Annotated in this window: 21 protein-coding genes; 4 read left to right on the top strand and 17 right to left on the bottom strand. The window is 41.5% G+C overall.

From position 1 onward, the window contains the following. Window positions 1–5: 5 nt before the first annotated feature. The 11 genes from QMN06_RS01970 to QMN06_RS01920 all read right to left on the bottom strand — a co-directional run bounded on the left by QMN06_RS01970 (window position 6) and on the right by QMN06_RS01920 (window position 14452). Window positions 6–3089: an efflux RND transporter permease subunit gene (locus QMN06_RS01970; RefSeq protein WP_281970832.1), complete on the bottom strand. Its 3084-nt coding sequence runs from the start codon at window positions 3087–3089 to the stop codon at window positions 6–8. Between the two features lie 45 nt (window positions 3090–3134). Next, complete coding sequence (locus QMN06_RS01965) at window positions 3135–4322, bottom strand: efflux RND transporter periplasmic adaptor subunit (protein WP_281970831.1); 1188 nt, start codon at window positions 4320–4322, stop codon at window positions 3135–3137. A gap of 2 nt (window positions 4323–4324) precedes the next feature. After that, entirely contained in the window at window positions 4325–5869 is a 1545-nt protein-coding gene (locus QMN06_RS01960) for an efflux transporter outer membrane subunit (protein ID WP_281970830.1), read from the bottom strand. Between the two features lie 91 nt (window positions 5870–5960). Further along, complete coding sequence (locus tag QMN06_RS01955; RefSeq protein ID WP_281970828.1) at window positions 5961–6584, bottom strand: ABC-type transport auxiliary lipoprotein family protein; 624 nt, start codon at window positions 6582–6584, stop codon at window positions 5961–5963. Continuing rightward, window positions 6581–7504, bottom strand: coding sequence for an MlaD family protein (locus QMN06_RS01950; RefSeq protein WP_281970827.1), 924 nt, complete (start codon window positions 7502–7504; stop codon window positions 6581–6583). Before QMN06_RS01950 ends, QMN06_RS01955 begins: the two co-directional genes overlap by 4 nt. Beyond that, the gene (locus tag QMN06_RS01945) at window positions 7504–8298 is read right to left on the bottom strand and encodes an ATP-binding cassette domain-containing protein (RefSeq protein ID WP_281970826.1); all 795 of its coding nucleotides are present in this window, start codon (window positions 8296–8298) and stop codon (window positions 7504–7506) included. The genes QMN06_RS01950 and QMN06_RS01945 overlap by 1 nt, the downstream gene beginning before the upstream one ends. After that, the gene (locus tag QMN06_RS01940; RefSeq protein ID WP_281970825.1) at window positions 8299–9462 is read right to left on the bottom strand and encodes an ABC transporter permease; all 1164 of its coding nucleotides are present in this window, start codon (window positions 9460–9462) and stop codon (window positions 8299–8301) included. A 101-nt stretch (window positions 9463–9563) separates the two neighbouring features. Further along, complete coding sequence (locus QMN06_RS01935; protein WP_281970824.1) at window positions 9564–11309, bottom strand: CocE/NonD family hydrolase; 1746 nt, start codon at window positions 11307–11309, stop codon at window positions 9564–9566. Window positions 11310–11374: 65 nt separating this feature from the next. Next, window positions 11375–12541 carry an amidohydrolase family protein gene (locus QMN06_RS01930; protein WP_281970823.1) on the bottom strand — a complete coding sequence of 389 codons (1167 nt, stop codon included), beginning with the start codon at window positions 12539–12541 and terminating at the stop codon, window positions 11375–11377. Window positions 12542–12639: 98 nt separating this feature from the next. Beyond that, window positions 12640–13806 carry an enolase C-terminal domain-like protein gene (locus QMN06_RS01925; RefSeq protein ID WP_281970822.1) on the bottom strand — a complete coding sequence of 389 codons (1167 nt, stop codon included), beginning with the start codon at window positions 13804–13806 and terminating at the stop codon, window positions 12640–12642. Between the two features lie 16 nt (window positions 13807–13822). Next, window positions 13823–14452: a glutathione S-transferase family protein gene (locus QMN06_RS01920; RefSeq protein WP_281970820.1), complete on the bottom strand. Its 630-nt coding sequence runs from the start codon at window positions 14450–14452 to the stop codon at window positions 13823–13825. 98 nt (window positions 14453–14550) lie between these two features. Between QMN06_RS01920 and QMN06_RS01915 the strand changes: the two genes are divergently transcribed. Continuing rightward, window positions 14551–15540, top strand: a complete 990-nt coding sequence (locus tag QMN06_RS01915) for a tripartite tricarboxylate transporter substrate binding protein (RefSeq protein WP_281970819.1) — start codon at window positions 14551–14553, stop codon at window positions 15538–15540. A 114-nt stretch (window positions 15541–15654) separates the two neighbouring features. Here the strand turns inward: QMN06_RS01915 and QMN06_RS01910 are convergent, their stop codons facing one another. From QMN06_RS01910 to QMN06_RS01900, 3 genes are all read right to left on the bottom strand, one after another. After that, window positions 15655–17337: a CocE/NonD family hydrolase gene (locus QMN06_RS01910; protein WP_281970818.1), complete on the bottom strand. Its 1683-nt coding sequence runs from the start codon at window positions 17335–17337 to the stop codon at window positions 15655–15657. 92 nt (window positions 17338–17429) lie between these two features. Further along, on the bottom strand, window positions 17430–18425 hold the full coding sequence (locus QMN06_RS01905; protein ID WP_281970817.1) for a tripartite tricarboxylate transporter substrate binding protein: 996 nt from the start codon (window positions 18423–18425) through the stop codon (window positions 17430–17432). Between the two features lie 59 nt (window positions 18426–18484). After that, window positions 18485–19714 (bottom strand): alpha/beta fold hydrolase, encoded by a 1230-nt coding sequence (locus tag QMN06_RS01900; protein ID WP_281970816.1) that lies wholly within the window; start codon window positions 19712–19714, stop codon window positions 18485–18487. A gap of 92 nt (window positions 19715–19806) precedes the next feature. Between QMN06_RS01900 and QMN06_RS01895 the strand changes: the two genes are divergently transcribed. The 3 genes from QMN06_RS01895 to QMN06_RS01885 are packed head-to-tail and all read left to right on the top strand — an operon-like array spanning window position 19807 to window position 22399. After that, window positions 19807–20811 (top strand): tripartite tricarboxylate transporter substrate binding protein, encoded by a 1005-nt coding sequence (locus tag QMN06_RS01895; protein WP_281970815.1) that lies wholly within the window; start codon window positions 19807–19809, stop codon window positions 20809–20811. A 12-nt stretch (window positions 20812–20823) separates the two neighbouring features. Then, window positions 20824–21429 carry a nuclear transport factor 2 family protein gene (locus QMN06_RS01890; RefSeq protein WP_281970814.1) on the top strand — a complete coding sequence of 202 codons (606 nt, stop codon included), beginning with the start codon at window positions 20824–20826 and terminating at the stop codon, window positions 21427–21429. Further along, window positions 21419–22399 (top strand): tripartite tricarboxylate transporter substrate binding protein, encoded by a 981-nt coding sequence (locus tag QMN06_RS01885; protein ID WP_281970813.1) that lies wholly within the window; start codon window positions 21419–21421, stop codon window positions 22397–22399. Before QMN06_RS01890 ends, QMN06_RS01885 begins: the two co-directional genes overlap by 11 nt. A 12-nt stretch (window positions 22400–22411) precedes the next feature. Here the strand turns inward: QMN06_RS01885 and tcuB are convergent, their stop codons facing one another. From tcuB to QMN06_RS01870, 3 genes are all read right to left on the bottom strand, one after another. Next, complete coding sequence (gene tcuB / locus QMN06_RS01880) at window positions 22412–23560, bottom strand: tricarballylate utilization 4Fe-4S protein TcuB (RefSeq protein WP_281970812.1); 1149 nt, start codon at window positions 23558–23560, stop codon at window positions 22412–22414. Beyond that, complete coding sequence (gene tcuA / locus QMN06_RS01875; RefSeq protein ID WP_281970811.1) at window positions 23547–24956, bottom strand: FAD-dependent tricarballylate dehydrogenase TcuA; 1410 nt, start codon at window positions 24954–24956, stop codon at window positions 23547–23549. The genes tcuB and tcuA overlap by 14 nt, the downstream gene beginning before the upstream one ends. Window positions 24957–25037: 81 nt before the next feature. Continuing rightward, window positions 25038–26030 (bottom strand): ABC transporter substrate-binding protein, encoded by a 993-nt coding sequence (locus tag QMN06_RS01870; protein ID WP_281970810.1) that lies wholly within the window; start codon window positions 26028–26030, stop codon window positions 25038–25040. Window positions 26031–26032: the final 2 nt, after the last annotated feature.

Here is a 26032-nt window from a genome sequence, read left to right as displayed (position 1 = left end):
CTTCGCTAGTGGCTGGCGCTTGGCTCTGGCGTTTCATGTCCGCCTGTCGGGTCACTACTCGTTGATGATTGACGTAAATGATGATCTTCTGCCAAGAATAAATACATCGCTGGCACAACAAATAGGGTAAACAAAGTACCAATGGATAAGCCTGTGAAAATCACAATACCCATCGACTGACGTCCAGCTGCTCCAGCTCCAGAGGCTATTACCAGAGGCACTACACCAAAGACCATCGCAGCAGTTGTCATGAGAATAGGGCGCAGTCTTGTTGCACTTGCTTCAACAATCGCTTCCAACTTCGTCTTGCCTTGTTGTTGAAGATGATTTGCAAACTCCACCATCAAAATACCGTGTTTACTAATCAAGCCCATGAGGGTCACAATACCTACTTGGGTATACACATTAATACTGGTTAAGCCAAGATTAATAAAGATTAACGCACCAAAAATCGCCATTGGTACGGATACCAAAATCACAATCGGATCCCTAAAACTTTCAAACTGAGCAGCCAAAATTAAGAAAATAATAATGATCGCAAAAAACATTGTGCCAACAAAACCACCAGATTCTTTTACAAACTGACGAGAAGGTCCCGCATAATCTACCGAATACCCAACTGGGCCAGCCTCTTTAACAGCATTTTTAATGAAGTCAATGACCTCTGCTTCAGAAACAAATGGTGTTTTAACTCCAGAGATCGTCGCAGAATTGAGCTGTTGGAAGTGATTAATCGAACTTGGCACAACACGTCGTTCAATATGCGCCACATTACGCGCCTGAATTAAATTACCACTTGGCGTACGTATGGTTTGATTTAAGATTTGATCTGAATTTAATCGGTTCACTTGTAACACTTGTGGAATCACCCGATAAGACCTGCCGGCAACTGAGAAGTAATTAACATATCCACCACCCATCGCCGCAGATAATTCATTGGCAACATCTTGTTGAGTCATGCCAATCGCTGCAACTTTATCACGATCAATGACCAGCACATCTTGCGGTTTATCAATTTTTAAATCTGAATCAACGAAGAAGAACATACCACTCTTACGTGCTTTATCCAGTACGGCTTGAGAAACTTCATTGAGGTTTTCATAAGACTCTGTCGTGTTAATCACGACTTGAACAGGCAATCCCTGGGCACCTGGCAATGCTGGAAATTGGAACGCGGCCACCCTTGCACCGGCAATCGTGTTCCATTTTGTTTGCATCTCTTTTTGGAATGTGGTCGCATCTTTCTTGCGCTCATCCCAATCTTTCAGGATGACGCCGCCGAAGCTACTGGTAGGACTGGTAATCTGGAACATTTGCTGGTATTCGGATTCTTTGCTAGACATCTCAAAGATTTGATTGGCATAGGATTGCATCTGATTAACCGTTGCATTTGGTGGACCAGACGCTTGCATCAACACAATACCTTGATCTTCTGTCGGGGCTAATTCTGATTTCGATGTAGAGAATAAATAAACAACGCCAAAGAGCAAGAGCACACCCATCACCACCATGACTTGCCATGTGGAAAGGATGCTATGCAGACGTCGTTTATACCCACTCTCCACTTTCCCAAATATCGAGTCGACCTTTTGTAAAAATTTTCCTGGGTTTGCATCATGCTTCAAAATACGTGAACACATCATCGGCGATAGTGTCAATGCAACTACTCCTGATACTGCAACTGAGCCCGCTAAGGTAAAGGCAAACTCAGTAAAGAGTGCGCCTGTTAAGCCTCCCTGAAAACCAATCGGTATGTATACGGCGATCAACACGACGGTCATCGCCAAAATCGGCATACCAAGTTCTCTGGCTGCAAGAATCGATGCTTCTCTAGGTGTCTTACCCTCTTTTAAATGTCGGTCAACGTTTTCAACCACAATAATTGCGTCATCAACCACTAAGCCAATGGCAAGAACTAAAGCTAAGAGGGTCAACAAATTAATCGAATAGCCCAGTACTTGCATCATAAAGAACGTACCGATGAGAGAAAGTGGCATCGCAATAATTGGAATAATAACGGCCCTAAAACTACCCAAGAATAAAAAGATCACAATGGTAACAATGACCAAAGCTTCTACTAATGTTTTAATCACTTCATCAATCGAAGTGGTAATAAATTTAGTCGAATCATAAACAACCTCACCAGTGAGTCCAACGGGTAATTGTTTTTGAATATCCGGCAAGACATCTCGCACGCGCTTTGCAACATCTAATAAGTTTGCTTCAGGCGCAACTTTAATACCTATAAATACCGATTGTTTTCCGCTAAATGCCACATTGGTTGAATAGTCTTCAGACCCTAAAGAAACAGTAGCCACTTGATCTAGACGGACAATGTCTGTGCCATTACTTTTAATGATAAGTTTTTTAAACTCATCTAAGCTATGTAAATCTGTTCCAGCGACTAAGTCAACACCAACCATATCGCCCTTAGTAGAGCCAACTGTAGATAAAACATTATTGGCAGCTAAAGCTTTGTAGACATCACTTGCGCCCACACCCAAACCGGCCATTTTTTCTTGATCAAGCCACGCTCTCAGGGCAAATTTTCTGCCGCCTAAAATTTCCGCAGTTTGAACTCCTTCAACTGAGTCCAACTTCGGTTTGACAACGCGAAGCAAATAATCCGTAATACTATTGTTAGGTAAAACATCACTCGCGAAACCCATATACATCGCATCTGTAGATTGTCCAACTGCTACAGTTAAAACAGAGGCTTGTGCCTGAGGTGGTAATTGATTTTTAACAGAAGTGATTTGTGTATTAATTTGCGTTAAAGCAGCATTGGAGTTGTAGTTCAACTTCAGCGTTGCAATAATTGTCGATATACCACTGACACTCGTTGATGACATATAGTCAATACCTTGAGCCTGCGCAATCGCACCCTCTAAAGGTTGTGTGATAAATCCAGCCACTGTTGCAGGATCAGCACCGTAATATGCTGTTGTAATCGTAACAATGGCATTTTCAGTTTTAGGATACTGACTGACAGGTAATGAGCCGACGGCTTTAAACCCTAATAAAAGAATTAATAAACTCACCACAATTGACATGACCGGTTTTTGTATAAAAATGTCAGTCCATTTCATACTAGCACCTCGTAATGTTGACTCAATATTCTGATCATGATGTTCTTATTCTTGTGGCTTAGGATTAGCATTGTTTGCGGGAATTACTGCATTATTCACAATCAATGGTGTGCCATTCTTCAGCTTCAGTTGTCCACTAGTAACAATCGTATCTCCTACTTGGATACCTTTTAAGATTGCCACTTGATCACCACGAGTAGGTCCAGTAGTCACAAATACTTGCTGAGCCTCTAAGCTCGCTTTTCCGTCTTTATCTTTGCCTGCGCCCTCTTTAGCAATGTAGATCACAGATCCATAGGGGTTATAAGTCACCGCTGTTTGAGGGACAGTGATATAACGTAATTTTTCTCCACTATCGATTTTTAAGTTGGCAAACATTCCAGGCAACAACTTTTTGTCAGGATTACTCACCAAAGCTTCTACTTGAATATTTCTCGTATTCGAATCAACCTTTGGACTGATGGCTGTAATTTTTCCTTTAAAGGTTTGATCCCCAAATGCATCTGAATTAACATTGACGATTTGATCTTTCTTTATCTGTGCAACGAGACTTTGTGGAAGGGTAAAGTCTACAAAGACTGGATCAATCGTTTGCAGAGTCATTATTTTGTCTCCACTATTAATAAACTGACCAGGGTTAATAGACACAACACCAACTCTTCCAGAAAATGGTGCCTTCAAGTTCTTTTTGGCAACTAGTGCAGCTTGTTGGTCGACCTGCGCTATCTTCGCCTTATAGTCAGCACTACTCGAATCAAATGCATTTTTACTGATTGCTTCAATGGCCAATTGTTGACGATCGCGTTCATTGACTACTTTAGCAAGATCAGCTTGTGCTTGTAATGCTTGTAACTGAGCACGGTCTGAATCTTGCACCATCGCCATTAAGAGATAACCTTCTTTGACATCCATGCCAGACTTGGCGTAGACGTTTTTTACGAGCCCATTCACTTCTGTACTTAACTCTACACCACGATAAGCCCTTAAGCTCCCTGATGCTGTAAGCTGCGGTTGCCATTCGTCATCAGCAACAACCATCGTGGTCACCGTTGCAGGAGGAGATCCCGCCCCAGCCAAATATTTTTTAATCATGACGGTCTTAAATAAATTAAAACCAATAATGAGTCCCATTAAGACAAAAACACCAATCAACATCCAAATCATTCTTTTACGAAGAGGTGACTGATTGCTATTCGAAGAAACAGAAGATGTAGACTTTTTGAAGATATTCATAGTTATTTCACTTCTTGTTGTGCTGGAGATGTGGTTGAAGATGAAGCTTGTTCACGCCCAAGGTATGCAGGGCCAGAGCGATTCCACCAACCACCTCCAATAGCGGCATATAAAGCTGCGGTGCTTGTGTATCGGTCTGCTTGTGCTTGAATTAAATTAATCTTTGCCTGCTGATACTGGGTTTGCGAATTTAATACGGCAAGGTAATTGGTAGTACCTAATTTATATTGCTGTGTGACTAAATTTAAATTAATCCCTGCATTTTTTTCAGCACTTGCAGCAGAGGCTAAAGTATTCGCAGAAGCTTCTAATGATTTGAGTGCATTGGCTACTTCTTGGAAAGCATTCACAACAGTACCTTCGTAATTTGCAGCAGCTTGCTCATAAGCCGCTTTTGCAGCATCACGTTGGGCTCTTAATGTGCCACCCTGGAATAATGGCTGAAATATCCCGGCGCCAAGATTCCACATGGCAGTTCCTGGTCCAAACAAAGCGCTGGTTGTTAGCGCTTCAGAGCCATAAGCAGCAGTGATGTTTAACTGTGGCAATAAGTTAGCTGTGGCCACTCCAACTTGTGCGTTAGATGCGCGCAGAGCTGCCTCTGCAGCACGAATATCTGGACGTTGTCTTACTAAATCTGTGGGAATCACTTTTGGAATTTCACTTGGCAACTGTAAATTCGCCAATCGAAATTGGGGTAAATTTGCTGAACCTGGATAACTGCCTGTATAGGCTATCAACATATTGCGTGTTACTGATAAGTTTTTGTCAAAACTATACAGTTGTGACTGAGAGTTAGCTACTAGCGTGTTTTGTGAACTCGTATCAATTCTTGATACTGTACCAATGGCAAACTGCTGATCAATTAACTTGGCTAAGTTTTGCTGAGATTGCAAAATAGTTTGAGTGGCTTCGAGTTGCTCCCTTTGCGCAGCCTCTCGAATGGCTGCATTCACCACATTCGTAGTTAATGATAGGTAGGTCGCTTCTAATTGAAATTGCTGGTATTCAGCCTGAGCCTTGGCACTTTCAACGAGTCGACGTGATCCCCCGAATAAGTCTACTTTATAAGCAACACTGATATTAGCGTTATATAAATTATAAATATTTGGCTCACCTGTTGATTGTCCAAAAAACGCTGGTGGAACTTGCTGCCTAACTCCTGAAGCATTAATCCCAACAGATGGAAAATAAACACCCGTCTGAGCTCTAGCAGTAGATTGAGCAGATCTCAAAGCAGCATCAGCTGCTTGTAAATTAGGATTTTTGTGAAGCGCCGAGTCAACAATGCGGTTTAAATCATTTGACTGAAACAATGTCCACCAATCCGCTGGAACCTTGAGTTGGTCCACATGTGCTTGTGAGCCGCCTCCAACCATGTTAGGAACGGAAGTTAATTGAGTGGGTAGCGGGTTCGATGTCAGCTTCGCCTGATTAGATAGAGCTGGGGCTTCAAAATCTGGACCTGCAGCACAACCTGTAAGAAGAAGACATACAGCAAAAATGGGTAATAAGTGCTGTTGTATGCCAATTGTAAAACGCATCATAGGGTATTTACTCAGAAAGTTACAAGTTGGGTATAAAGACATCTTATCACCCTCACATGAAAACTGCTAAATACCCATACCATTGAAAGTATTAATGTTTTGGGAAGTTGATAGCCTCTTTGGACAAATCTTCCTCTAGTTCAGCCAAAATCCGCGCTAAAGCATTTTGTTGAGCCCGAGCAATACTTTTTGCTGAATTATCTGAAATCGGCTCACGTTGTTGGTATTTTTTTCTAAATATCACATTGTTCTTTTTCAAGCCATCGGCATTACTTAGGTAGTATTCAAGCTTAATGACTGCGGCTGGTGTTTGGCCAGCCCTAAAATCGGTGTATAACTCATCAACGGTTCCTTGAAGGAGATAAACCGGCAGCAATGCATTGCTATTACCAACCGCAAATTGAAATATTCCGGCGTCATTCAACCATTGCCGGGTTGCAGTTGCCATCATATCGCTGGGGAGGGTGACATAGTCGTTATAAAAGTCTTTTTCGTACTTTTGCTCGTCTAAACGATAAACGAGTGATTTTGTATCAAATGGAGAGGTAACACTGATGGTGCCTTGCGTAACCCAATATTTAATTTGAGTATTTTTAGTAGCGCTAGCTCTCTGTGGCATTAATCTCCAATGAGAAATTTCTAGTGGGGGTTGCTTAATCGAGCAGGCTTCTAGGCCTAAGAAAAGCATGGCCAGAATCAAAAGTTTAGTTTTCATTTTGCAACAACCTCGGGTAAATTAATTTTAGGTGGGGGTGTCCCCAATACAATCGAGGATGGATTACGGCTTAAGTTTCTCGATAAATCATTCAGTTGTTCTGTAGTTTGCTTAATCTGCTCCATCGAAAGTTGCGAGTCACCTTCAATACTATTTAATTTTTGACGGAGCGCAAACGCACTACTGGATGCCTGCGCTGTAAAGGCTTCAATATCTTTATTAGAAACTATCTTATTTAACTGATTAATCAATTGATTTAAATCGTTCGCTGATTGCACGAGGCCAGGTTGTTTTTTGCCATCTCCCGCAACGAGCTGATTTAAATTGGTAATTAATTGATTCATTTTTTCTTGAGTATCAGCCAAATGAACGTCATCCACCATCTTCAATGCTTTTTGTACTCCGGCTATGACCATATCTGCTTGACTTGGTAATGAAGGCACAACTGGGTATTTCGGCTGCCAGTCATAGGCCAACTCTGGATAGTTTTCAGCATCGGCTAAAGAGTCAAATTCAATATAGTTTACGCCTGTGATTCCAGCTGCTCTGACTCTCGCGCGAAGATTTTTCTCCACTAAGTTAGTTATTTCAGAAGCAATATCATCTTGAGTCTGATCATCGCGTTGCAAAATTTCAATACGAATCACCACGTATTGTTTTTGGTCAGCGATGGGTACTTTACGTTCGTAAATTGGCCCGGAAAGTGCAATTGAATTCACACTACCAATTTTTACTCCCCTATATCTTGCAGGTGCCCCTACCTCTAGGCCCGTCACAGATCCTGAAACATAGGTCTCAACAATCGTCGTTTTTTTATTAAAGTTCCCTGCCCCAAAAATTAAAGTAAGGGCAATTAATAAACCAATTCCAATGAGGACAAATAAGCCCAGACGGAAATAATTTTCATTTTTTTGACTCATTATGTACTCGCACTAATTCGGTTAAAAAATTCATACGCTTTTTTATTTTCCTTTTGGGTCTTTAAAATTTTAGGGTCACCTTGCGCAATAATGCCCTGAGCTTCTTTATCTAACATAATTACGCGATCTGCAATTGCCTCAATACTAGCAAGTTCATGCGTCACAATCACAAATGTGATTTGTAGGTTGCGCGCCAAATCAATAATCAGTTGATCAAGGCCTGCTGAAGTAACAGGATCAAGGCCGGCCGAAGGCTCGTCCAAAAATAAAATTTTCGGGTTTAAAGCCATTGCTCTGGCGATTGCTGCACGTTTTTGCATACCACCACTGATTTCGCTAGGCATCAAGGATTCATAGGGTAAAAGCCCCACTAGATCTAATGTACACCTTGCGATGAGATCCATTTGATCTTCTTTAAGTGCCGTGTACTCTTGAAGTATTAATTTGACATTTTCTAGCAATGTCATCGAACCAAATAATGCACCTTGTTGGTACATGACGCCAAAATCTAACATTAAATTTTGTCGTTCTTGGCCTTGCGCTTTCGTTAAATCTTTACCTTGGATCAAAATTTGGCCACTCATTGGCTGATACAGACCAAATAAATTCTTTAATAGGCTTGATTTTCCGCAACCAGAACCTCCAAGAATCACAAAGATTTCGCCTGGGTGCACGACAAAGTTCAAATGCTTAGAGAGAATCTTCTCGCCATACCCAACGGTCAAATCGATAACTTCAATAGGGTTAGTTGTTGTAGTGGTTTTTGCTGTGGGGTTTATTTCTATCGTGTTCATTTAAAAGCCTGTCTTATAAGAAATAAAGGCGAAAATTCCATCCACAAAAACAATCAACACAATACTGCTCACAACGGCTCTTGTCGTTGAAATACCAACAGCCGCGGCACCAGTGCCTGTTTGCATGCCCCTTAAACAACCCACACTCGATACAACAATACCAAAAATCACTGATTTGATGAGTCCAGAATAGATGTCACTTAAATTCACCATATTCAACAAACCGTTATAGGAGGTAATGAATGGAATTTTGTAGAGAGTCATCGTAAAAGTAACGGCACATACGCTGATTAAATTAGCAAAAATGGTCAAAATAGGTACAACCAAAATTCCCGCTAAGACTCTTGGCATAACTAAAAATCGTATCGGATTAATACCAGCTGTCGTTAGAGCATCGACTTCATTATTAACTGTCATGGTACCGATCTCAGCAGCAAACGCTGCAGATGATCTACCAGCAAATAAAATGGCGGTTATCAGTGGTCCGAGTTCACGAAAAATTCCTTTGGAGACCAAAGGGGCAACATAGGTCGTAGCACCAAAGGGCATCAGTCCAATTGCCGTCTGAAAGGCTAAAATCACACCAATTAAAAATGCTACCAAAGTAACAATAGGTAATGCAAATATTCCCGCTTGTGAGGCCACTGTAACTAAATCATTCCAACGCAATTCGTGAGGTTTACGCAGTATCCATAAAAAACCCGCAGTTATTTTCCCAATGAAAATAATTAACTCCCGAACATCGTTATACATTCCATAACTAGATTTACCTAAAGATGTAATCCAACCTTCTTTTTCATTTTTGACAGGCTTGGGATACAGAGTCTCTATTGGATGAAAACGACTCAACAAGGCTTGATACTTAGAGTCAAGTCCGATCAGCTCAAACTGCCCTTGATTCATTTCTAGTTGATGCTGTATGTCAATTAAAAAGGCTACTCCAGATCCATCTAAATAGCTAATATTTGAGGCATCAATGGTTAAATTTTTAGAACTAGATGAATTATTTTTCATCCAAAGCGCTTGCCGCTCAGTGACGTCTTTCCATATTTTTGCAATGGAATGAGTATCAAGACTGCCGGTTAAGGTGAGTTTCGCTTTTTGTGGGGATAGCACCTCCCACTGTATTTGAGGGGATACTTCAGAACTCGTATTATTTTTCAATGCCTGATCTTATTGAGTTGAATATTTTCCAATTGTATGTCAAGCGTATGAAAAAAAATCAAGCTTGCATCGCAAGCTTGATTTCATTTAAACAAAGACTTTTACTTTTTCGGAATAATCGGCAATAGGATATAGGCTTGATGATTAGGGCCTGTATGCAAACTGACTTCACCATCAAAAATCTCTGGGGGACGATCTCCAGGGTGATTATGGGTAAATGGTCCAACGCCTGTAAATGGATATTTCATATTGGATAGTCTAGCGCCTGTTGCTCCAGGGTAAACATAATCTTTTCCACGCACTGTAAGCCCAATTCTGTATCCCGCAGGTACAACAATGCTCGTTGGCAAAATCTCAATATCCAACTCATAGACCTCGCCGGGCTTTAATGGCTCTTTTTTCGTATGTGGGTGATACGGGCGATATGGCAAAGAAAGCTTTGGATCTAACTCACGATGCGATGCGCGGAGCCAACCTTGCGCAATCGGTGTATTTGGATCTAAAGCACCTTGGAAGGTGATTTCTTTCATATTTGGATCAAAAATACGCATGATCAAGAACATGTCTGCATCATTAGTGCTTGAGGAGACGAATAATTTAGCCGCCAATTGTCCTGTGATTTCCGTTTCTTGCGCAAGTGGCGATGTTAAGAACGTCACCCCTTCAGATAAACCACGATAAGTCACTTTACTTTCTTTATCAATCGTTGAAGTGCCAAGCGATGAACTAGTGGTATCTAAATACATTTTGGTCCATTGTGTTGAAGCTAATGGCCATGTAGTTTCCGCCCGCTGTGTAAATTTTTCGCCAGGGTGACGAACGTTTAACAAGACCTTAGGCTGTTGATCCCAGCCATTTTTTTCGCCCTTGAGAAAATAATCAAAAAACTTGAGTTGCATCAATCTACCGTAATCAGTATAAAAATGCGTCCAATGTTCAATGCCATGCATTTCTAACCACTTTTGATCAGATGCGGAGCGAACAAAACCTTCTACGTTTCCACGTGTGTGCAATCCCTGCCCACCCCAATTACCTGCAGATAAGAGCGGTACTTTAATCTTGTTATAGTCTGGGGTACGCGAAGTCCAAAACTCATCATCAAACTCATGCTTGAAGGTCAAGCCGCCAAAGTCAAAACGGTTTGCGCCTAACTCTTCTGTTGTGAGGGTGTCTGGTCCAGAGACCCAATCGCCGGTAATTTTACTGCGATGACCATTTTTACCTAAACCATATTGAACGGTTTTGACCTGCATGTCATACCAGTTCTCAATAAAGTTACATAAAATTCCACCATGATGGCTTAAGTCGCGATAAAAATCATTCGCACCTTCCCAAATACACATGGCAGCTAAATGTTTTGGTTGCAAGGCAGCCACTTGCCATTGATTCATACCATAGTAAGAAATTCCGTTAATACCTACTTTGCCATTCGACCAAGACTGTGTTCCAGCCCAATCGATACAAATAGCGAAGTCTTGTGCTTCACGGGCACTCCAAAGTTCTACATACCCGGGTGATCTGCCACAGCCACGTGAATCAACTCGAATGACAACATAATCTTCAGGTACCCATTTTTCTGGATCAACCACTTCCCATGACTGAAATTGATTGGTTGAGTTCGCCCCAACTTCTGGATACGTCTCAATCATTCTGTCCCAGCATGTCTTATAAATTTGTTCAAAATGTAAATACTTTGCGTATGGGCCGTATGTAATGATTACAGGATATTTTCCTTCTTTGATTGGACGAAAAATATCAGCTCTTACTTCTAAGCCATCATCCATTTTGATGGGAACGTCCCAATCAATTTGCATTCCAACACGCACCTCTGATGTAAAACTACCCATACTTCCTGTCTCCTAATATTGTTATATAAAGATAAATTAAATGGTTCTGATTACAAGTTAATGACTTAAATTGTTTTTATTCCCAAAACACGCTTTGCATTGGCGCTTAATAAAGCAACGCGCTCTTTATTTGACATTGGCGTAGACATCACATGACCAATTGGATCTAGATTCCATGGAATCGGTTGGTCTGTACCAATCATGAGTTGACTAGTTCCCACTTGATTAGCTAAATGACGCAATGCCTCAGGAGTGAATACCAAAGTATCAAAATACAGTTGATTTAAATATTCTGTTGGTTTTTTCTTGAGCACAATCTTTGGATCACAATTGCTTGGCGATACAAAACAACTGTGGTCCATTCTTGGAGCATAAGAACCTAAGAAACCACCGCCATGCGCCGCGATAAATTTCAAATTAGGGAACTTATCTAAGGTACCTTCGTAAATTAAATGTTGTAATGCAATTGTCGTATCTAAAGGATTACCTATTACATTCGACATCCAACCATTGCCCTTGAATCGTTTCGCGAGTTCAGGTGTGCTTTGTGGATGCATGAATAAAGCAGCTCCTAACTCTTGTGCTTTTGCCCAGATTGGATCAAATTTCGGATCGGAAAACTCTTCACCAGCAACGTTCGCCTGAATCGCAGCTCCCACCATGCCAGGAGTTTTCATAATAGCTTCTAACTGTTTTACGGCTAGGTCAGGAAACTGCATCGCTAAACATCCAAATGCAGAAAATCTTGTAGGATGTGCGGCGCATAATTTAGCTAAGTTATCGTTATTAATGCGGCAAATCTCAGTCGCGAGTTCGCGATCTTTTCTGTACCAGAAGGTATTAACGGATAATACTTGCATATCAATACCCATCGCATCCATCGAGGCTAAGCGAGTTTTTACAGCTGCATCATTTTGCAGTGCGATGTAGTGTTGTGGTCCGCCTCTAACCGCACCATTAACGTTAGTTCCAGTACCACCAAGCTCTACAGCCTCTTGGAAAAAACAATGGGCGTGCACATCAATTGTCTTCACTACTTTGCCGTCAATAATTGTTGGGGCACGTTTTGTGCCTTGTAAAGGGTGCGTGAAATTGAGAAGTGGGTCATTGCCAGGATCTTTCCCACCGAGATCTCTTGCCGTTTGGGCAATGGCAGAATCCAACATACTGCATGAACAAAATGTCAGGCCAGAAAATACTGTGTTTTTTAAAAAACTTCGTCTAGAACTCATGTTATCTCCAATCAATTATTATTTAATATGTTTTAGTTACTCATAACATCGTAATGATGCTTAACTACAACTACTATGGGGGTTTTCGCTGAGTTTGGTTAATGAAGAATGGTTTTCATTAACTGGTATAGCTCATTTTGACCCTCAAACCCAATACCCGGACGATCTGACAAACTAATCTTTCCGTCAACCAGAGAAGCATCGTCATTAAAACCTGCAAAAACACCAAAGACATCTGGATATGCTTCACACCCTCCTAAACCAAAGCCCGCCACAATTGCCAAAGTCATCAAATTTCCACCATGCGGAAATACAGAATGTCTACTCCAGCCGAGATCTTTCATCATGTCTAAGGTTCTAGAAAACTGCACAATTCCATAAGACTGTGGAACATCAATTTGAATAATGTCAGACGCAGATCGCAGGCGCCCAAATTGAATCAAGTTACGAATATCTTGCGTTGAAAATAAGTTTTCTCCTGTAGCAATTGGGGCATCATAAAACTCGGTCAATTCACTGAGGAGTGCAAAATCTAATGGGTCGGTGGGCTCCTCTAACCATTTCAGATGGTAAGGGCGTAAGGCTTTGGCGTATTCAAGCGCAGCGGGTCTTTGCCAAGCGGCGTTGGCATCCACTGCCAAGTTTTGCGCTGATCCTACAATTTCAATGGCAGCATCTAATCGTTTCAAGTCCTCAGCAAGTGGTGCCCCGCCTACTTTCACTTTCATGATTTGATAACCTTCATCCATGCGTTTTTTGATTTCCGCTTGCAGTTCAGGAATACCTTTTCCGGGTGCATACCATCCCCCACCCACATAACAGGGAACTTGTTTCGGTATATTTCCTTGATTAAACTCTTTTGCTAAAACTACATAAAGGGGCTGTTGCTCGATTTTTGCGACTAAATCCCAAATCGCAACTTCAATAGTTCCAATGGCGACTGAACGCTCTGTATGACCACCAGGCTTCTCGCGTTGCATCATGCATTTAAGAAGCTTTTCTGGGGAAAAATTAGTACCTGTTTCGTTCAGATAATCTTCAGGATTAGTTTTTAATATTCTGGGTATAAATCGATCACGCATCTGTGCGCCACAAGCATATCTTCCTGTCGAATTAAATGCATACCCAACAAGTGGCTTGCCATCCCGAACAACATCTGAAATTACGGCAACGACAGAAGTGGTCATCTCAGAAAAATCAAACACTGAGTTTCTGAGATTGGACTTTAAGGGAACGCTAATTTCTCGAATATCAACGATTTTCAAAATGAGTCCTTAGACATTAAGTCAGTGGTGCAGTGGAGTATTTTTGATATCCTGGGCGTTTCTGAACATTGGCATACCAAGCCTCAAGATGCTGCATTGCTGGGCGTTCAATCGGTAAGTTAAACCATCGATAACACAGTAATGCAATTGGAATATCTGCCATCGTAAAGTGATCGCCAGCAATGTAATGGGTTTTACTTAATTGCTGATCCAACATCGTCGCAACCAAAATAAAACTTTGGCGAATCTTTTCGAGTTCTTCAACATTTCGCTCAGCGGCTGGCGTTCTAATCCAACCCCAAAATAAGTTCCTCATCGGAGGCCAACCAACGGTGTTATACCAATCTAGCCATTGATCAATCCTTGCACTCACCTGCAAATCCTCAGGGTAAAGAGAGTGACTTTTGTCGAACTTTCTTGCTAAGTAGCGCATGATTGTGTGAGATTCCCACAAAATAAATCCATCATCATCAATCGTTGGTACTAAACCATTCGGATTTTTACTTTTGTACTCTTCAGTTTTATTGACCCCAAACTCCATCCCAGCATCAATCCGCTGAAACGGTAGTTGCATGTCTTCACACAACCATAATACTTTTTGTACATTGATGGAGTTTAAACGTCCCCAGATCGTCAGATTACTCATTCATGCCTCTTTTATATTTTTTATAGATATTACTAGTATCGTTGATTACTTTGAATAATCATATAATAATGCCAAATATAACTAAAAGTTGAGACATTATGAATAAATATCTGCACTTATTTCCGATTGCTTTGTTGTCACTGTTGCTTTGCATAGTTGGTATCTTCCATGCACCTTCAGCCAAAGCTCAAGAATATCCAAATCGTGTAGTTAAAATCATCGTACCCTTTGCCCCAGGTGGTCCTTCAGACATCATTGCACGCCTTTTATCGCAAAAACTTTCTGAGAATTTGGGTAAATCATTTATTGTTGAAAACAAACCCGGTGGTTCTGCCAATATTGGTATCGCACAAGTGGCTAAATCTCCTGCGGATGGCTATACACTTCTTTTGGTGAGTAGTTCTTTTGTTATCAACCCTTCTTTATTTGGTAATCAAGGTTTTGATGTTTTTAAAGATTTTGCTCCAGTTGGTCTTCCAGTCAGTTCTCCCAACATCCTTGTAGCTCACCCATCCTTCCCTGCAAAAAACTTGAAAGAGTTAATTGCTCTTGTAAAAGCTAATCCGGGTAAGTTTGATTATGCTTCGCCAGGCAATGGCACAGGCCCTCATCTAAGTGCTGAACTTTTAGTCTTAAAAGCCAATATTGATATGAAACATATTCCATACAATGGTGGTGGTCCTGCTTTGCAGGCAGTTTTAGCGAATCAAGTGCCGCTGGGCTTATCAGCTCTGCCGCCTGCCATGTCTCAGGTAAGTGCTGGTAAGTTAATTCCGATTGCATTAACCAGCAAATCCCGTATCGCAACATTACCTAATGTCCCAACGATAGCTGAATCTGGCTTTCCGGACTTTGAGGGTGATACGCAGCAGTTTGTAGCCGCTCCAGCAGGAACACCTAAAGCAATCGTTGATTTATTAAATACGGAAATATCAAAGATCGTCAGCTCTCCTGAGATGAAAGAGAAATTGACTTCAATGGGTTATCTGATCTCTACACCGACGCCAGATCAAACCAACCAAATCATTAAAACTGAAGTAGACAAATGGTCAAAAGTGATTAAGTCAGCAAACATTAAGCCAGATTAACAATGCGGTCTAAAAGCTGTTAATTTTAAAAGTACGAATTTTTAATATCTATAAAAGCTAATGTTCACTGTCAAACCACAAGAACTCACCGTGTTTAAAGCCACTCCTTGAAGATTATTTTTCCTTAGGAATTATCGGTAATAAGAAATATGATTCATATTGTCCGCCAGTATGAATCGTATTCGTGCCCGTATTGTAATCGGCGTGATAATGCATATATCCTGCACTACCAACCCCATCCCTTGGCTGAATATCCACCCTCATTTTGTGGCCTTTTCTAAACACCATAGATGTTGGCCAAATTTCAACTTGTACCTGAACAATCTCTCCAGGCGTTAAACGTAAACGACGTTGGTGTTGGTGGTAAGGGCGATAAGGTAAGGATTTTTTTTCATCTAACTCACGATGAGATACTCTCAACCATCCCTTTGCTACAGGGACAGGCGTTCCTTGTTGTCCGGTATCCATGATTTCAATACCACTTTCATCATAATGCCGAATCGTGATAAAAATATCCATATCCTCACTAGAGCTAGATACCCACAAGCTTGCACTGAGTGGTCCCGTTATTTCAACATCCTCTGTCATTGCTTCTGTATAAAATGCAACTCCCATATCTGGCTTGATTCCACCACCCATGACTTGAGATGAAGCCGCTGATGTTGACCCCATTGAACCAAAGCCTGTTGCGGCGTATGTGCAGGCTGCTTCCTTTTCAGGATTCTTCGAGCTAATCCTGGCCGTATAGGGTCCATTTTGCTTTGCAGTTTCTTGCACATCGATATACCACTTGGTCCACTGCGTGCGCGCTAATGGCCATTCATTTTCTTGACGCCACTGTATTTCATCATTGCCATATCGAATCGCTAACTTGACTGGAGGCTCTTGCATAATCCCGTTATCAATACCTTTTAACCAATAATCTAGAAAACGCATTTGATCTTTACGACCCTCAGCTGTATAGAAAGGATGGACGTGACTACCATTTTGCATTCGAAGTTTTTTATTCTTAGATGGAGACAACATAAATGCTTCTGTGTTTCCTCGAAGATGTAATCCCATTCCTGTCCAATTGCCTACGGAATAAAAAGGAACATTAATCTTGCTCCAATCTGCTTGAGATCCTCTAAAGGCGCCAGTATCGAGATTGTTCCCGAGCCAAAAAGAGAGGATGTTTCTTTCCCATGGATTTGGCACTGTTTCAGATGCACGACCTAAATTATGGTGCAATAAATGTGCTGTAAACCAGTTGGTCATGAAGACATTTAAAATGCCACCGTGATAAAGGCCATCTCGGTATAAATCTGCAAAGCCTTCCCAAGGAATAATAGCCTTGAGTGATGGCGGTTGAATATTGGCGACAAACCATTGGTTAATTGCGTAGTAAGAAATGCCTAATAAACCTACGTTACCATTACACCAAGGTTGTTTTGCCGCCCACTCAATAGCATCATAAAAGTCTACCGCCTCCGCAAATGACCACGGATCATATTGTCCAGGAGATTTACCAGACCCTCGTGCATCAACACGAACGGAAACATAGCCCTCTGGCATCCATATTTCTGGATTGACCGTCTCCCAATTCATAAAAGGATTACCTTTTTCTTCAAGTGTCGGAGGGGTTGTCCACAACTTGTCTTTTTGATAGGGTCCTAAATTAAGAATAGCTGGATATTTTCCATCGGTTGTAGGCCTAAAAACATCAGCTTTCAAAATCGCAGAATCTCGCATAGGGATATCAACGTTTTTTTCTAAGATAAAGTGCGGATGATTTTCTTTACTGTATTGCGAACTCATTTCGATTCCTCTAGTTTTAAAAAATTTTTATACTCTGGTTGTCTCTAGATAAATAGATATTTTTCACGACTAAAAATGAAGGTTAAGTATGTTCATTTAGGCTCCAATCCTATTGCCTTAACAATAGCACCGTATCTTTCAAAATCTTTACGATTTAGTTGATCAAAATAACTAGCTGACTCAGCCGCTCCAACTAACCCATAAGAAGTTAACTTATCTCTCACTTCCGGAGATTGAATAGCGGTATTAATAGCCTGATTTAAACGCGTCACCATATTCATGGGAGTTTTAGCTGGGGCAATAAACCCAAACCAGCCATTGACAGCAAAACCTGGGACGATATCACCCAACAAATTAACTCCAGGCCAATCTTCCACGGGAGTTTTATTAGTGATAGCGATCAAACGAATTTTATTTCCCTTTGCCAAGCTAGAAAATCCAGAAATCCCGTCGGCACCAGCCATAATTGCTCCAGATACCAAATCTGCGGAGATATTTGCTGTCCCTTTGTAAGGCACGTGAGTATATTCAAATTTAGCCTGACGACGAAAATCTTCAAACCATAAATGCGCAAAGCCACCCTCACCAGTGGTACCAACGGTTAGCTTTCCAGGATTTGCTTGAGCCCAACTAACCATCTCAGGAAGATTCTTAAAAGGGGCTGAAATTGATCCTGCAAGGGCATTGAAGTTCCAAGCAGATACTGCAACAGGTACAAAGTCTTTGATGGTGTCATAGGGTAAATTTTTAACGGTATGAGGTTGAACGACCATTGGTCCACCTTGAGATGCACCAAAGGTGTAACCATCAGGATTAGCGCGAGCAATCGCTGCCATACCGATTTGTCCATAAGCGCCACCAATATTTTCAATATAGACACTTTGACCTAATTCTTGCGAAACTCTAGGCTGCACCAAGCGCGCAAGGATATCAATCGTATTACCTGGAGGAAATGGCACAATTAATTTAATGGTTTTATTTGGCCATGTTTGCCCCCAGGCGGGCACCGTGGCAGATGCTGCTGTTAGTAATACTGTTTTAATTACCTGTCTACGGGTTTCAAAATGACTGGTCGCTCTCTTTTTCATACATGTCTCCTATTTTTTACATGCTATGTGCGCCAACTAAAAGTTTGTTACTTTATGATTTAGAAATAAGCTTGCCCTCGATGAATTGGTGGATCCCATTCACAATCCCCCCATGGGCCATCAGCACTTTCTTTGATATAGGAAATCTTGCCCTCTGTAGTAGGTAGGTTTTTGCCTGCAAAGAATCCTTGTAACCAATCAAAGACATAATCATGGCAATCCATGCCACCTAAATTCGAGATGCCCCATAAAGGATGGTATTGGTTCTCAAAAACCCACATTTCTTTTGGAACTTTTAAGTCTTCAAACGCTTCCACCGCCTCTTCCAAGGGACATAAAGGATCAAATTCACCGGTAACTAATAAAGTGGGGCATTTAATCTTATCTAAATGACCTCTAACCGTCATGCCTTTTGCGACTTCTTCATCAAATCGTTCCTCGTCTTCATATCCAGCCATATACATGAACATTTGTTTAAATCTTGGCGATGACTCTGTAAAGATCGTGTTGTTTGGGTTAAAGCATGCAACCGATGAAACGACTACGGCTGCGCGATGATCATAGCTAGATAATCTTAGTGACCAATAACTTCCCATACTAATGCCGTAGATTGCAATCTTGTCGCCATCAATTTCTGGTCGGCTTTTTAGGTAAGTAATTACTGCCGCACCAGCTCTCTCATAATTGTCGCCAACGGATCTAATTTTTTGTATATTTGAGTTGCCCTGCCCTGGTCCATCCATGGCTAATACATGGAATCCTCTTTCTATTCCAATGTTATGGTATGCCTTTGGAAACACTTCTTTCGTTTGATCCATTCCTGGAACGTAAATGACAACAGGGGCTTTACGACGATCCGGGAGCAGATGTAACAAACAAGAGATGGTTTTGCCGTCATCAAACTCGACTTCAACCCTCTCAATTGGATAGGGTGCAGACTTAGTTCGTAAATCAACCATCTCACTTAATTTGCTATATAAGTGTTGCTTGACTGGATGATCATCGAAGTAGATAGGATGCTGCGCCATACGATAAGCTTCAACCGCATGATCAAAATGATAGGTTGCAGAAGAATGCGCGCCTCTCGCCTGAGCATTCTTGGCTAAACGCTCATGTCTTTCTCCCGCCTCACGCCAAATTTTAGGGTACATACGATAATTTCGTGCCCGCTTGCCACTCGGAACTTCAGGATCATCGCGTTCAAAGTTTTGCACTCGTCCACGCATATTGAGAGCGAGATCCAGCATCCACTGCTGATTATCTCGCCCAGTTCTGAGCTTTTTAATCATTTTGTCCCCAATTTTTTATTTGATATGGTTTTAAAGTATATTGTTATTCATAAATAAAAATAATGTCAAGCAATTATCAATGGAGAACACAAATGTTAAATCTTATTAAATTTTTTCATCAAAACTTATTAGGTATTACTTTTCTTATTCTTTCAACCATCACTTGTAATATAAGTTTTGCTGAAGATCCTTTTCCTAGTCGACCGATAAAAATGATTGTTCCCCTGGCTCCAGGAGGTGCAACAGATACCGTAACACGCATTGTCGGCAAACAAGTATCTCAAATTCTGAATACACCAGTGATTGTTGAAAATCGCATTGGTGCTGGTGGACTCATTGCTATGGAGTCGATGACGAAAGTTAGTCCTGATGGCTATACGCTTTTTGTGGGTAATCTTTCGACAAATGCTTTAAATCAAACTGTTTTTGCCAAAAAGATGAAATTTAAACCTGAAGATGAATTAACAGGAATCTCTATCTTAGCGACTATCCCTCATATTTTAGTGAGCTCCGCCAAGCTTGATGCAAAAGATTTTAAAGAAATGATGGCGTACATCAAGGCAAATCCAAAAAAAGTTAATCATGCATCTCCAGGTGTTGGCACCTACTCCATGATTGATATGCTTACTTTAGAAAAAGCAGCCGGTTTAGATATGACGCATATTCCATACAATGGCGGTGCAGGACAATTCTTAATTCCGATGGTCAGTAATGATGTGCAAATCGCTTTTATTAATGCCTCGTCAGTGATTGAGATGATTCGGGCTGGAAATCTTCGCGCACTTGCGGTAACTACTGATAAACGTTTACCCGAACTTCCTAATACACCAACCATGGCAGAACTAGGGTATCCCGGTATCGGTACGAATGCTTGGCAGGGATTATTTGCTCCTAAAAAAACACCGCCCGCAGTTGTCTCTAAAATCCACGCGGCTGTATTAGAAGCATTAAAATCTGAAGAGGTGAAAGAAGCTTTTAAAAAGCAACTGATAGTTCCTTTGGGTAGTAATACTCCAGAATACTTTAACCAATTTATCAAATCAGAAGTCAATCGATGGGCAAGCATTGTGAAGTCCGTCAACCTGCCAACAGAATAAGGAAAGCAAAAAATGGTAAATGATGTAGAAATATTATTAGAAAAACAGCGTATTCGTGAGGTTGTAGAAAACTGGGTTGTTTGGCGTGACTCTGGTCAATGGGAAAAGTTTAAAACGGTCTGGCACAGTGATGGTGTCATGATGGCAACTTGGTTTCAAGGTCACTTCGAAGAATTTATCAAAGTATCGATCGAAGGCTGGAATAAAGGTGTTAGTATTTTGCATTTTCTTGGTGGTTGTAGTGTTGAAGTAAATGGTGATCGTGCTATCGCTCAAACAAAAATGACTATTACCCAGCGTGGTCCTGTCGATGGCGTCATGTGTGATGTGGTGTGTACTGGTCGTTTTTATGACTTCATGGAAAAACGTGAGGGTAGATGGGGTGTCGTGCTTCGTCAACCGATCTATGAAAAAGATCGTCTCAATCCGCTCGATCCTGCAGCCAATCTGCAACTTGATCAAGAATTACTCAATCGTTTCCCAGAAGGCTATCGTCATTTAGCTTATATTCAAACGAAATTAGGTTTTACTGTTAAGCCAGACATGCCGCAACTGAAAGGTCCGTCAGTTGAAGCTCTTTATCAACGTGGTCAAGATTGGTTAAATCATGTTAAGTAAATTATCTACACTTCTTAAGTCAAGTGTATTCGTTGTATCTATCCTTGCTGGTTCTGCAATGGCGCAATCTGGCTTTCCGGATAAGCCACTTCATATCGTTGTTCCGCAACCGCCAGGGGGAGGTTTTGATTTTGTTGGGCGCGTGTTGGCAGATAAGCTAGCGCCGATCATGAAGGAAAGTTTTATTGTTGAGAATAAGCCCGGTGTAGGTACTGTTGTGGGAACGGATTATGTGGCAAAACAACCTGCAGATGGCTATACCGCAGTGGTGGGCTCGATCTCAAATATCGTGATGAACCCTTGGCTCTATAAAAACTTGCCTTATGATCCGATCAAAGACTTTGTTCCTGTCGGACTAGTCACAAGTTATAGCTACACCCTGATTGGGCGTAAAGGATTACCATTTAATGATCTCAAAGGATTGATTAAATACGCTCAAGATAATCCTGGTAAATTAACCTACGCTTCTGGTGGCAATGGAACTGGTCAACATGTCTTAGCCGCAGCTCTTTGGAAAAATGCTGGCGTAGACTGTGTTCATATTCCCTACAAAGGGGCGCAAGCAGCGTATACGGATATCATCGGCGGTCGTGTCGATTTATTCTTTGATCTTTCACCAACAGCAAAACCACATATTGATTCCGGAAGTGTTGTGACTTTTGCGACTTCAGGCGCATCTCGTAATCCGAACCTGCCGAACGTGCCAACTGTCATTGAAACAGGTGTTTCCAATATTCAGTTGGAATCTTGGTTTGGTTTGTTCTTGCCAGCTAAAACACCAGCAGCGATTGTTAATAAATGGCAAGAAGCATTCAGTCAAGTCGCCAATCAGTCAGAGGTTAAAGATCGTTTTGAAAAAGCAGGTGGTAAACCTATTGCCCCTTCACCAGCTGAAGTCAAAAACATGGTACAAAATGATTACAACCGTTGGAAGCAACTCATTACTGCAGCGAATATCAAGGCTGATTAATGTCTTCGCAAGTTAGTCAGAACCTACACTGACTGACTTGCCCATTTTGACTTCAATCGCATTTTTAAGTAAAGCAGCACTTCGGAATATGCCGTGTGCAAATTTACCGTAGGGCATCATCAGAAAAAATCCCATGACAAAGCCAAGGTGGACGCACAATAATATGCCCATCAACGGCGTATGTCGCAAAGCTAGTAGTGCAATACCAGAAACACTGATAGCAAGTAATGACGCAATAAACCCGATATCCATTGGTTTTTGCGCAGCATCACCATGCAAGGGGTGACGGTTTAAGTTGAGGCACAGTAAGCCAATGGGTCCAACAATTAAACCTAGGCCACCAACCGTGCCCAATATGACTGGCAAACTGGTGTAGGAGTATGGAGCTTCCCAACCCAAGAAATAATGAAACAAGGTGGCTACACTGGTCGCAGCAAAACATAGTAAAAAACCATAAAAAGTCATGTGATGAAATCTTCTTCTCCATAAAGAAAAAGCGTCATCGGCTTCATTACATCCTTGTTGATGCCCACCACCTAAATTTTTTAAAGTCAGCATATCAAGTGTTGCATCTTTTGCGGCACCAAGCATCATGGGGTCTGTCGACACCTGACGCCAAAAGCCACGAACGCCAAGCGTGAGGGCCAACACCATCACTAGAAATACACTTCCAAAAATCATTGCCAAACTATTATGCGGAAAAATCGCATAAAAATTAGCATCTGTATTGGTATTAAAGAGTCCTGTACTACTCGTTTGCAAACTCAGTAAAAATAAAATAATAGCAATGGAAGTCAGCATGGTCAAAGCAAGGCCATTCTTTTGATAGATCGATCCCAACTGCTTCGGCCATGCATAGGTTTGATAGGTTTCAAGACGAACTTTAGCCATTGCTTGCGGAATATTGACCCCGAATTCATTTGGGGGTGCGTATTGGCAAGCATGCAAACATGCCCCACAGTTATGGCATAGGTTAGCCATAAAGTGCACGTCCGCAACATTGAAGTCTAAGCGTCTTGTCATCGACTGAAACGTTGCACAAAAGCCTTCACAATAACGACAGGCATTACAAATTTGCAATACACGTTGTACTTCCATCACTGACTCGGATGGTTGATTAAAGTTCTTCGCATCAGCGATCAATGTATTAAGCGTGAGCATGGGATTCTTTCATTTTCTTGACTGCATCAGCAGCGGATTGGCCGGCGATTCTGCCAAAAATAGTACCAATCGACATGCCAATACCTGCGGTATATCCTTTACCTAAAACGTTACCCGCCATCAGCTCTCCAGCAACAAAAAGATTCGGGCTGGCTTGTTCGTTAAAGAACACTGCAGCAGTTTCATCCGTTTTTAAACTGAGATAGGTAAACGTAATACCTGGGCGCAAGGGGTAAGCATAAAACGGCCCCTGATCAATGGGTAAGGCCCAGTGAGTTTTTTCAGGGGCGATGTTTTCGGTATGACAATCATCAAGGATATTGTGATTGAAGGTCCCGACGTGACAGGACTGATTAAACTCATTCACGGTTTGATTGAGCTGATCAACATCTAAATTAAGTTGCTGGGCGATTTCAGAAATCGTATTACCTTTGATCGCAGAAAATACGGGAGGCATAAAGCGACCAATGGCTTTGGAGTCAATAATGGAATAAGCGATTTGTCCTTGTTGCAGTGCCACTAAACGCCCCCAAATTGCATAACGCTTGGGCCAAAAATCTTCGCCTTCATCATAAAAACGTTTGGCAAATTGATTGACAACGATACCCAAAGATACGCAATCTAAACGGGTACAAATTCCGCCATCGTATAAAGGTGAGCGTGCATCAATGGCCACACAATGTCCCTGCGTCACATCACCAATTTGATCTGCACCTTGGTCTAATAAGTTTTTAAGAACATCGCCGCGATTAAATTTAGTGCCACGAATCAGAAAATTATCTGCTGGCCACTCACCGTTTTCGTTTTGACCCCAGGCTTCTTTTAACCATTCACGATTGGATTCAAAACCGCCACAAGCGAGCACACAAGATTTACCAGAAATGACTTCACCATTATCTAAAACAACACTTTCAAATATGCCGTCTTTCACGTTGACATGCTTGACAGTCGTTTCATAACGAATCTTGATACCTAACTGCTCAGCACTTCTAAAGAACGCATTGACTAGTGCTTTGCCGCCCCCCATAAAGAAGGCATTCGTCCGCGCCACATGCAAAGTGCCGGATAAAGACGGTTGAAAATGCACGCCATGCTTGCGCATCCAATCACGAACGGTAGAAGTACCCCTAATAATAATGCGTGCAAGTTTTTCGTTAGTTAAGCCGCCTGTGACTTTTAGCAAATCTTGCCAAAACTCTTCTTCAGGATAGGCTTCAACTAAAACGTCTTGAGGGGCATCATGCATACAACGTAAATTGCGCGTGTGCACTGAATTACCGCCACGCCACTCAATCGGAGCTGATTCTAGAATGAGAACTGAGGCGCCACCCTCTCTTGCTGTTAATGCGGCACACAGTGCAGCATTACCGCCGCCAACAACAATCACATCAAACATGTCTAACCTATTGTGTATTAATATTTTATGACAATTATAGCGTTTTAATGATCAGCGTTTGTTTGAAGTCGGTTTGTTTATCTAGATCTTAAAGCCAGCAAAAGTTTCTTTCGCAAAGATCTCTTCCATCGTAAATGATTGCTTTAAAAGAGCCTGTTCACAGGAATAACGCATTAATGTTTCGATATTGTGTTTCGTTCCCGCAATATTCCACGGCCAATAATCTTCACCCATTTCACTACGTACCTGATCGAGGTAATAATTCATCCAAGGAAACATCGTTTTTAATACAACGGTTTCTTTCATGTCTTGATAGACTAATTTTTGCGAAGCTACAAAGGCCTTATACAAAGACATTGCAATCCATGGATTGGCTTCATAAACGCTGCGCTTAACCACGATCACATGCATGATCGGGAAAATTTTTGACTGTTGATAATAAGCCCGCTCTACGTCTCCATAATGAGGAAATAAACGCTGTATGTGTGGATTAGAGGGGTTAAAACATGAAGGCGTTCGCGCAGTATAAAGTGCATCAATCTCGCCATCTTTGAGCATTTGAGATAAGGTCTGATGCTGCTCTATGGGCTTGACTTTGATGTTATCTGGCAATTGCAACTTGATCTTCTCACTTCTACCAGGTTGCTCCGCACCACCAGTGAAATAGTTCAGCTGATCAAAGGGTACGCCAAAATCATCTTGCAATATGCCACGAATCCAAACAGCGGCTGTCATTTGATACTCTGGCGTACCGACCCGTTTGCCAATTAAATCCTTTGGCTCACGAATCCCAGAATTGGTATTAATAAAAATACCTGAATGCCGAAATGCACATGACGGAAATACGGGTATCGCAATAAAAGGCTTTTCTGGCTTTTGCAAAGAAAGCAAATAGGATGACAGTGATAACTCTGCAACATCAAACTCTTGATTGGCGAGGGTGCGAAAAAAAATCTCTTCAACAGGTAAGCTTAAATAGTTGAGATCAATCCCTTCAGGAACAATACTCCCCTCCATTAACGCCCGAGTTCGATCGTAGTTCCAACAAGCGAGCGTTAATTGCAGTTTTGACATCG

Source organism: Polynucleobacter sp. SHI8 (genome assembly GCF_027944005.1).
In the GTDB taxonomy this organism is placed as follows: Bacteria; Pseudomonadota; Gammaproteobacteria; order Burkholderiales; family Burkholderiaceae; genus Polynucleobacter.
This window is presented reverse-complemented; position numbering and strand designations above follow the sequence as displayed.

What these genes read in the sequence shown, in the direction of transcription:
- QMN06_RS01970 (WP_281970832.1), bottom strand. Translation starts at nt 3,089, where the DNA reads ATGAAATGGACTGACATTTTTATACAAAAACCGGTCATGTCAATTGTG.
- QMN06_RS01965 (WP_281970831.1), bottom strand. Translation starts at nt 4,322, where the DNA reads ATGAATATCTTCAAAAAGTCTACATCTTCTGTTTCTTCGAATAGCAAT.
- QMN06_RS01960 (WP_281970830.1), bottom strand. Translation starts at nt 5,869, where the DNA reads ATGATGCGTTTTACAATTGGCATACAACAGCACTTATTACCCATTTTT.
- QMN06_RS01955 (WP_281970828.1), bottom strand. Translation starts at nt 6,584, where the DNA reads ATGAAAACTAAACTTTTGATTCTGGCCATGCTTTTCTTAGGCCTAGAA.
- QMN06_RS01950 (WP_281970827.1), bottom strand. Translation starts at nt 7,504, where the DNA reads ATGAGTCAAAAAAATGAAAATTATTTCCGTCTGGGCTTATTTGTCCTC.
- QMN06_RS01945 (WP_281970826.1), bottom strand. Translation starts at nt 8,298, where the DNA reads ATGAACACGATAGAAATAAACCCCACAGCAAAAACCACTACAACAACT.
- QMN06_RS01935 (WP_281970824.1), bottom strand. Translation starts at nt 11,309, where the DNA reads ATGGGTAGTTTTACATCAGAGGTGCGTGTTGGAATGCAAATTGATTGG.
- QMN06_RS01930 (WP_281970823.1), bottom strand. Translation starts at nt 12,541, where the DNA reads ATGAGTTCTAGACGAAGTTTTTTAAAAAACACAGTATTTTCTGGCCTG.
- QMN06_RS01920 (WP_281970820.1), bottom strand. Translation starts at nt 14,452, where the DNA reads ATGAGTAATCTGACGATCTGGGGACGTTTAAACTCCATCAATGTACAA.
- QMN06_RS01915 (WP_281970819.1), top strand. Translation starts at nt 14,551, where the DNA reads ATGAATAAATATCTGCACTTATTTCCGATTGCTTTGTTGTCACTGTTG.
- QMN06_RS01910 (WP_281970818.1), bottom strand. Translation starts at nt 17,337, where the DNA reads ATGAGTTCGCAATACAGTAAAGAAAATCATCCGCACTTTATCTTAGAA.
- QMN06_RS01905 (WP_281970817.1), bottom strand. Translation starts at nt 18,425, where the DNA reads ATGAAAAAGAGAGCGACCAGTCATTTTGAAACCCGTAGACAGGTAATT.
- QMN06_RS01900 (WP_281970816.1), bottom strand. Translation starts at nt 19,714, where the DNA reads ATGATTAAAAAGCTCAGAACTGGGCGAGATAATCAGCAGTGGATGCTG.
- QMN06_RS01895 (WP_281970815.1), top strand. Translation starts at nt 19,807, where the DNA reads ATGTTAAATCTTATTAAATTTTTTCATCAAAACTTATTAGGTATTACT.
- QMN06_RS01890 (WP_281970814.1), top strand. Translation starts at nt 20,824, where the DNA reads ATGGTAAATGATGTAGAAATATTATTAGAAAAACAGCGTATTCGTGAG.
- QMN06_RS01885 (WP_281970813.1), top strand. Translation starts at nt 21,419, where the DNA reads ATGTTAAGTAAATTATCTACACTTCTTAAGTCAAGTGTATTCGTTGTA.
- tcuB (WP_281970812.1), bottom strand. Translation starts at nt 23,560, where the DNA reads ATGCTCACGCTTAATACATTGATCGCTGATGCGAAGAACTTTAATCAA.
- tcuA (WP_281970811.1), bottom strand. Translation starts at nt 24,956, where the DNA reads ATGTTTGATGTGATTGTTGTTGGCGGCGGTAATGCTGCACTGTGTGCC.
- QMN06_RS01870 (WP_281970810.1), bottom strand. Translation starts at nt 26,030, where the DNA reads ATGTCAAAACTGCAATTAACGCTCGCTTGTTGGAACTACGATCGAACT.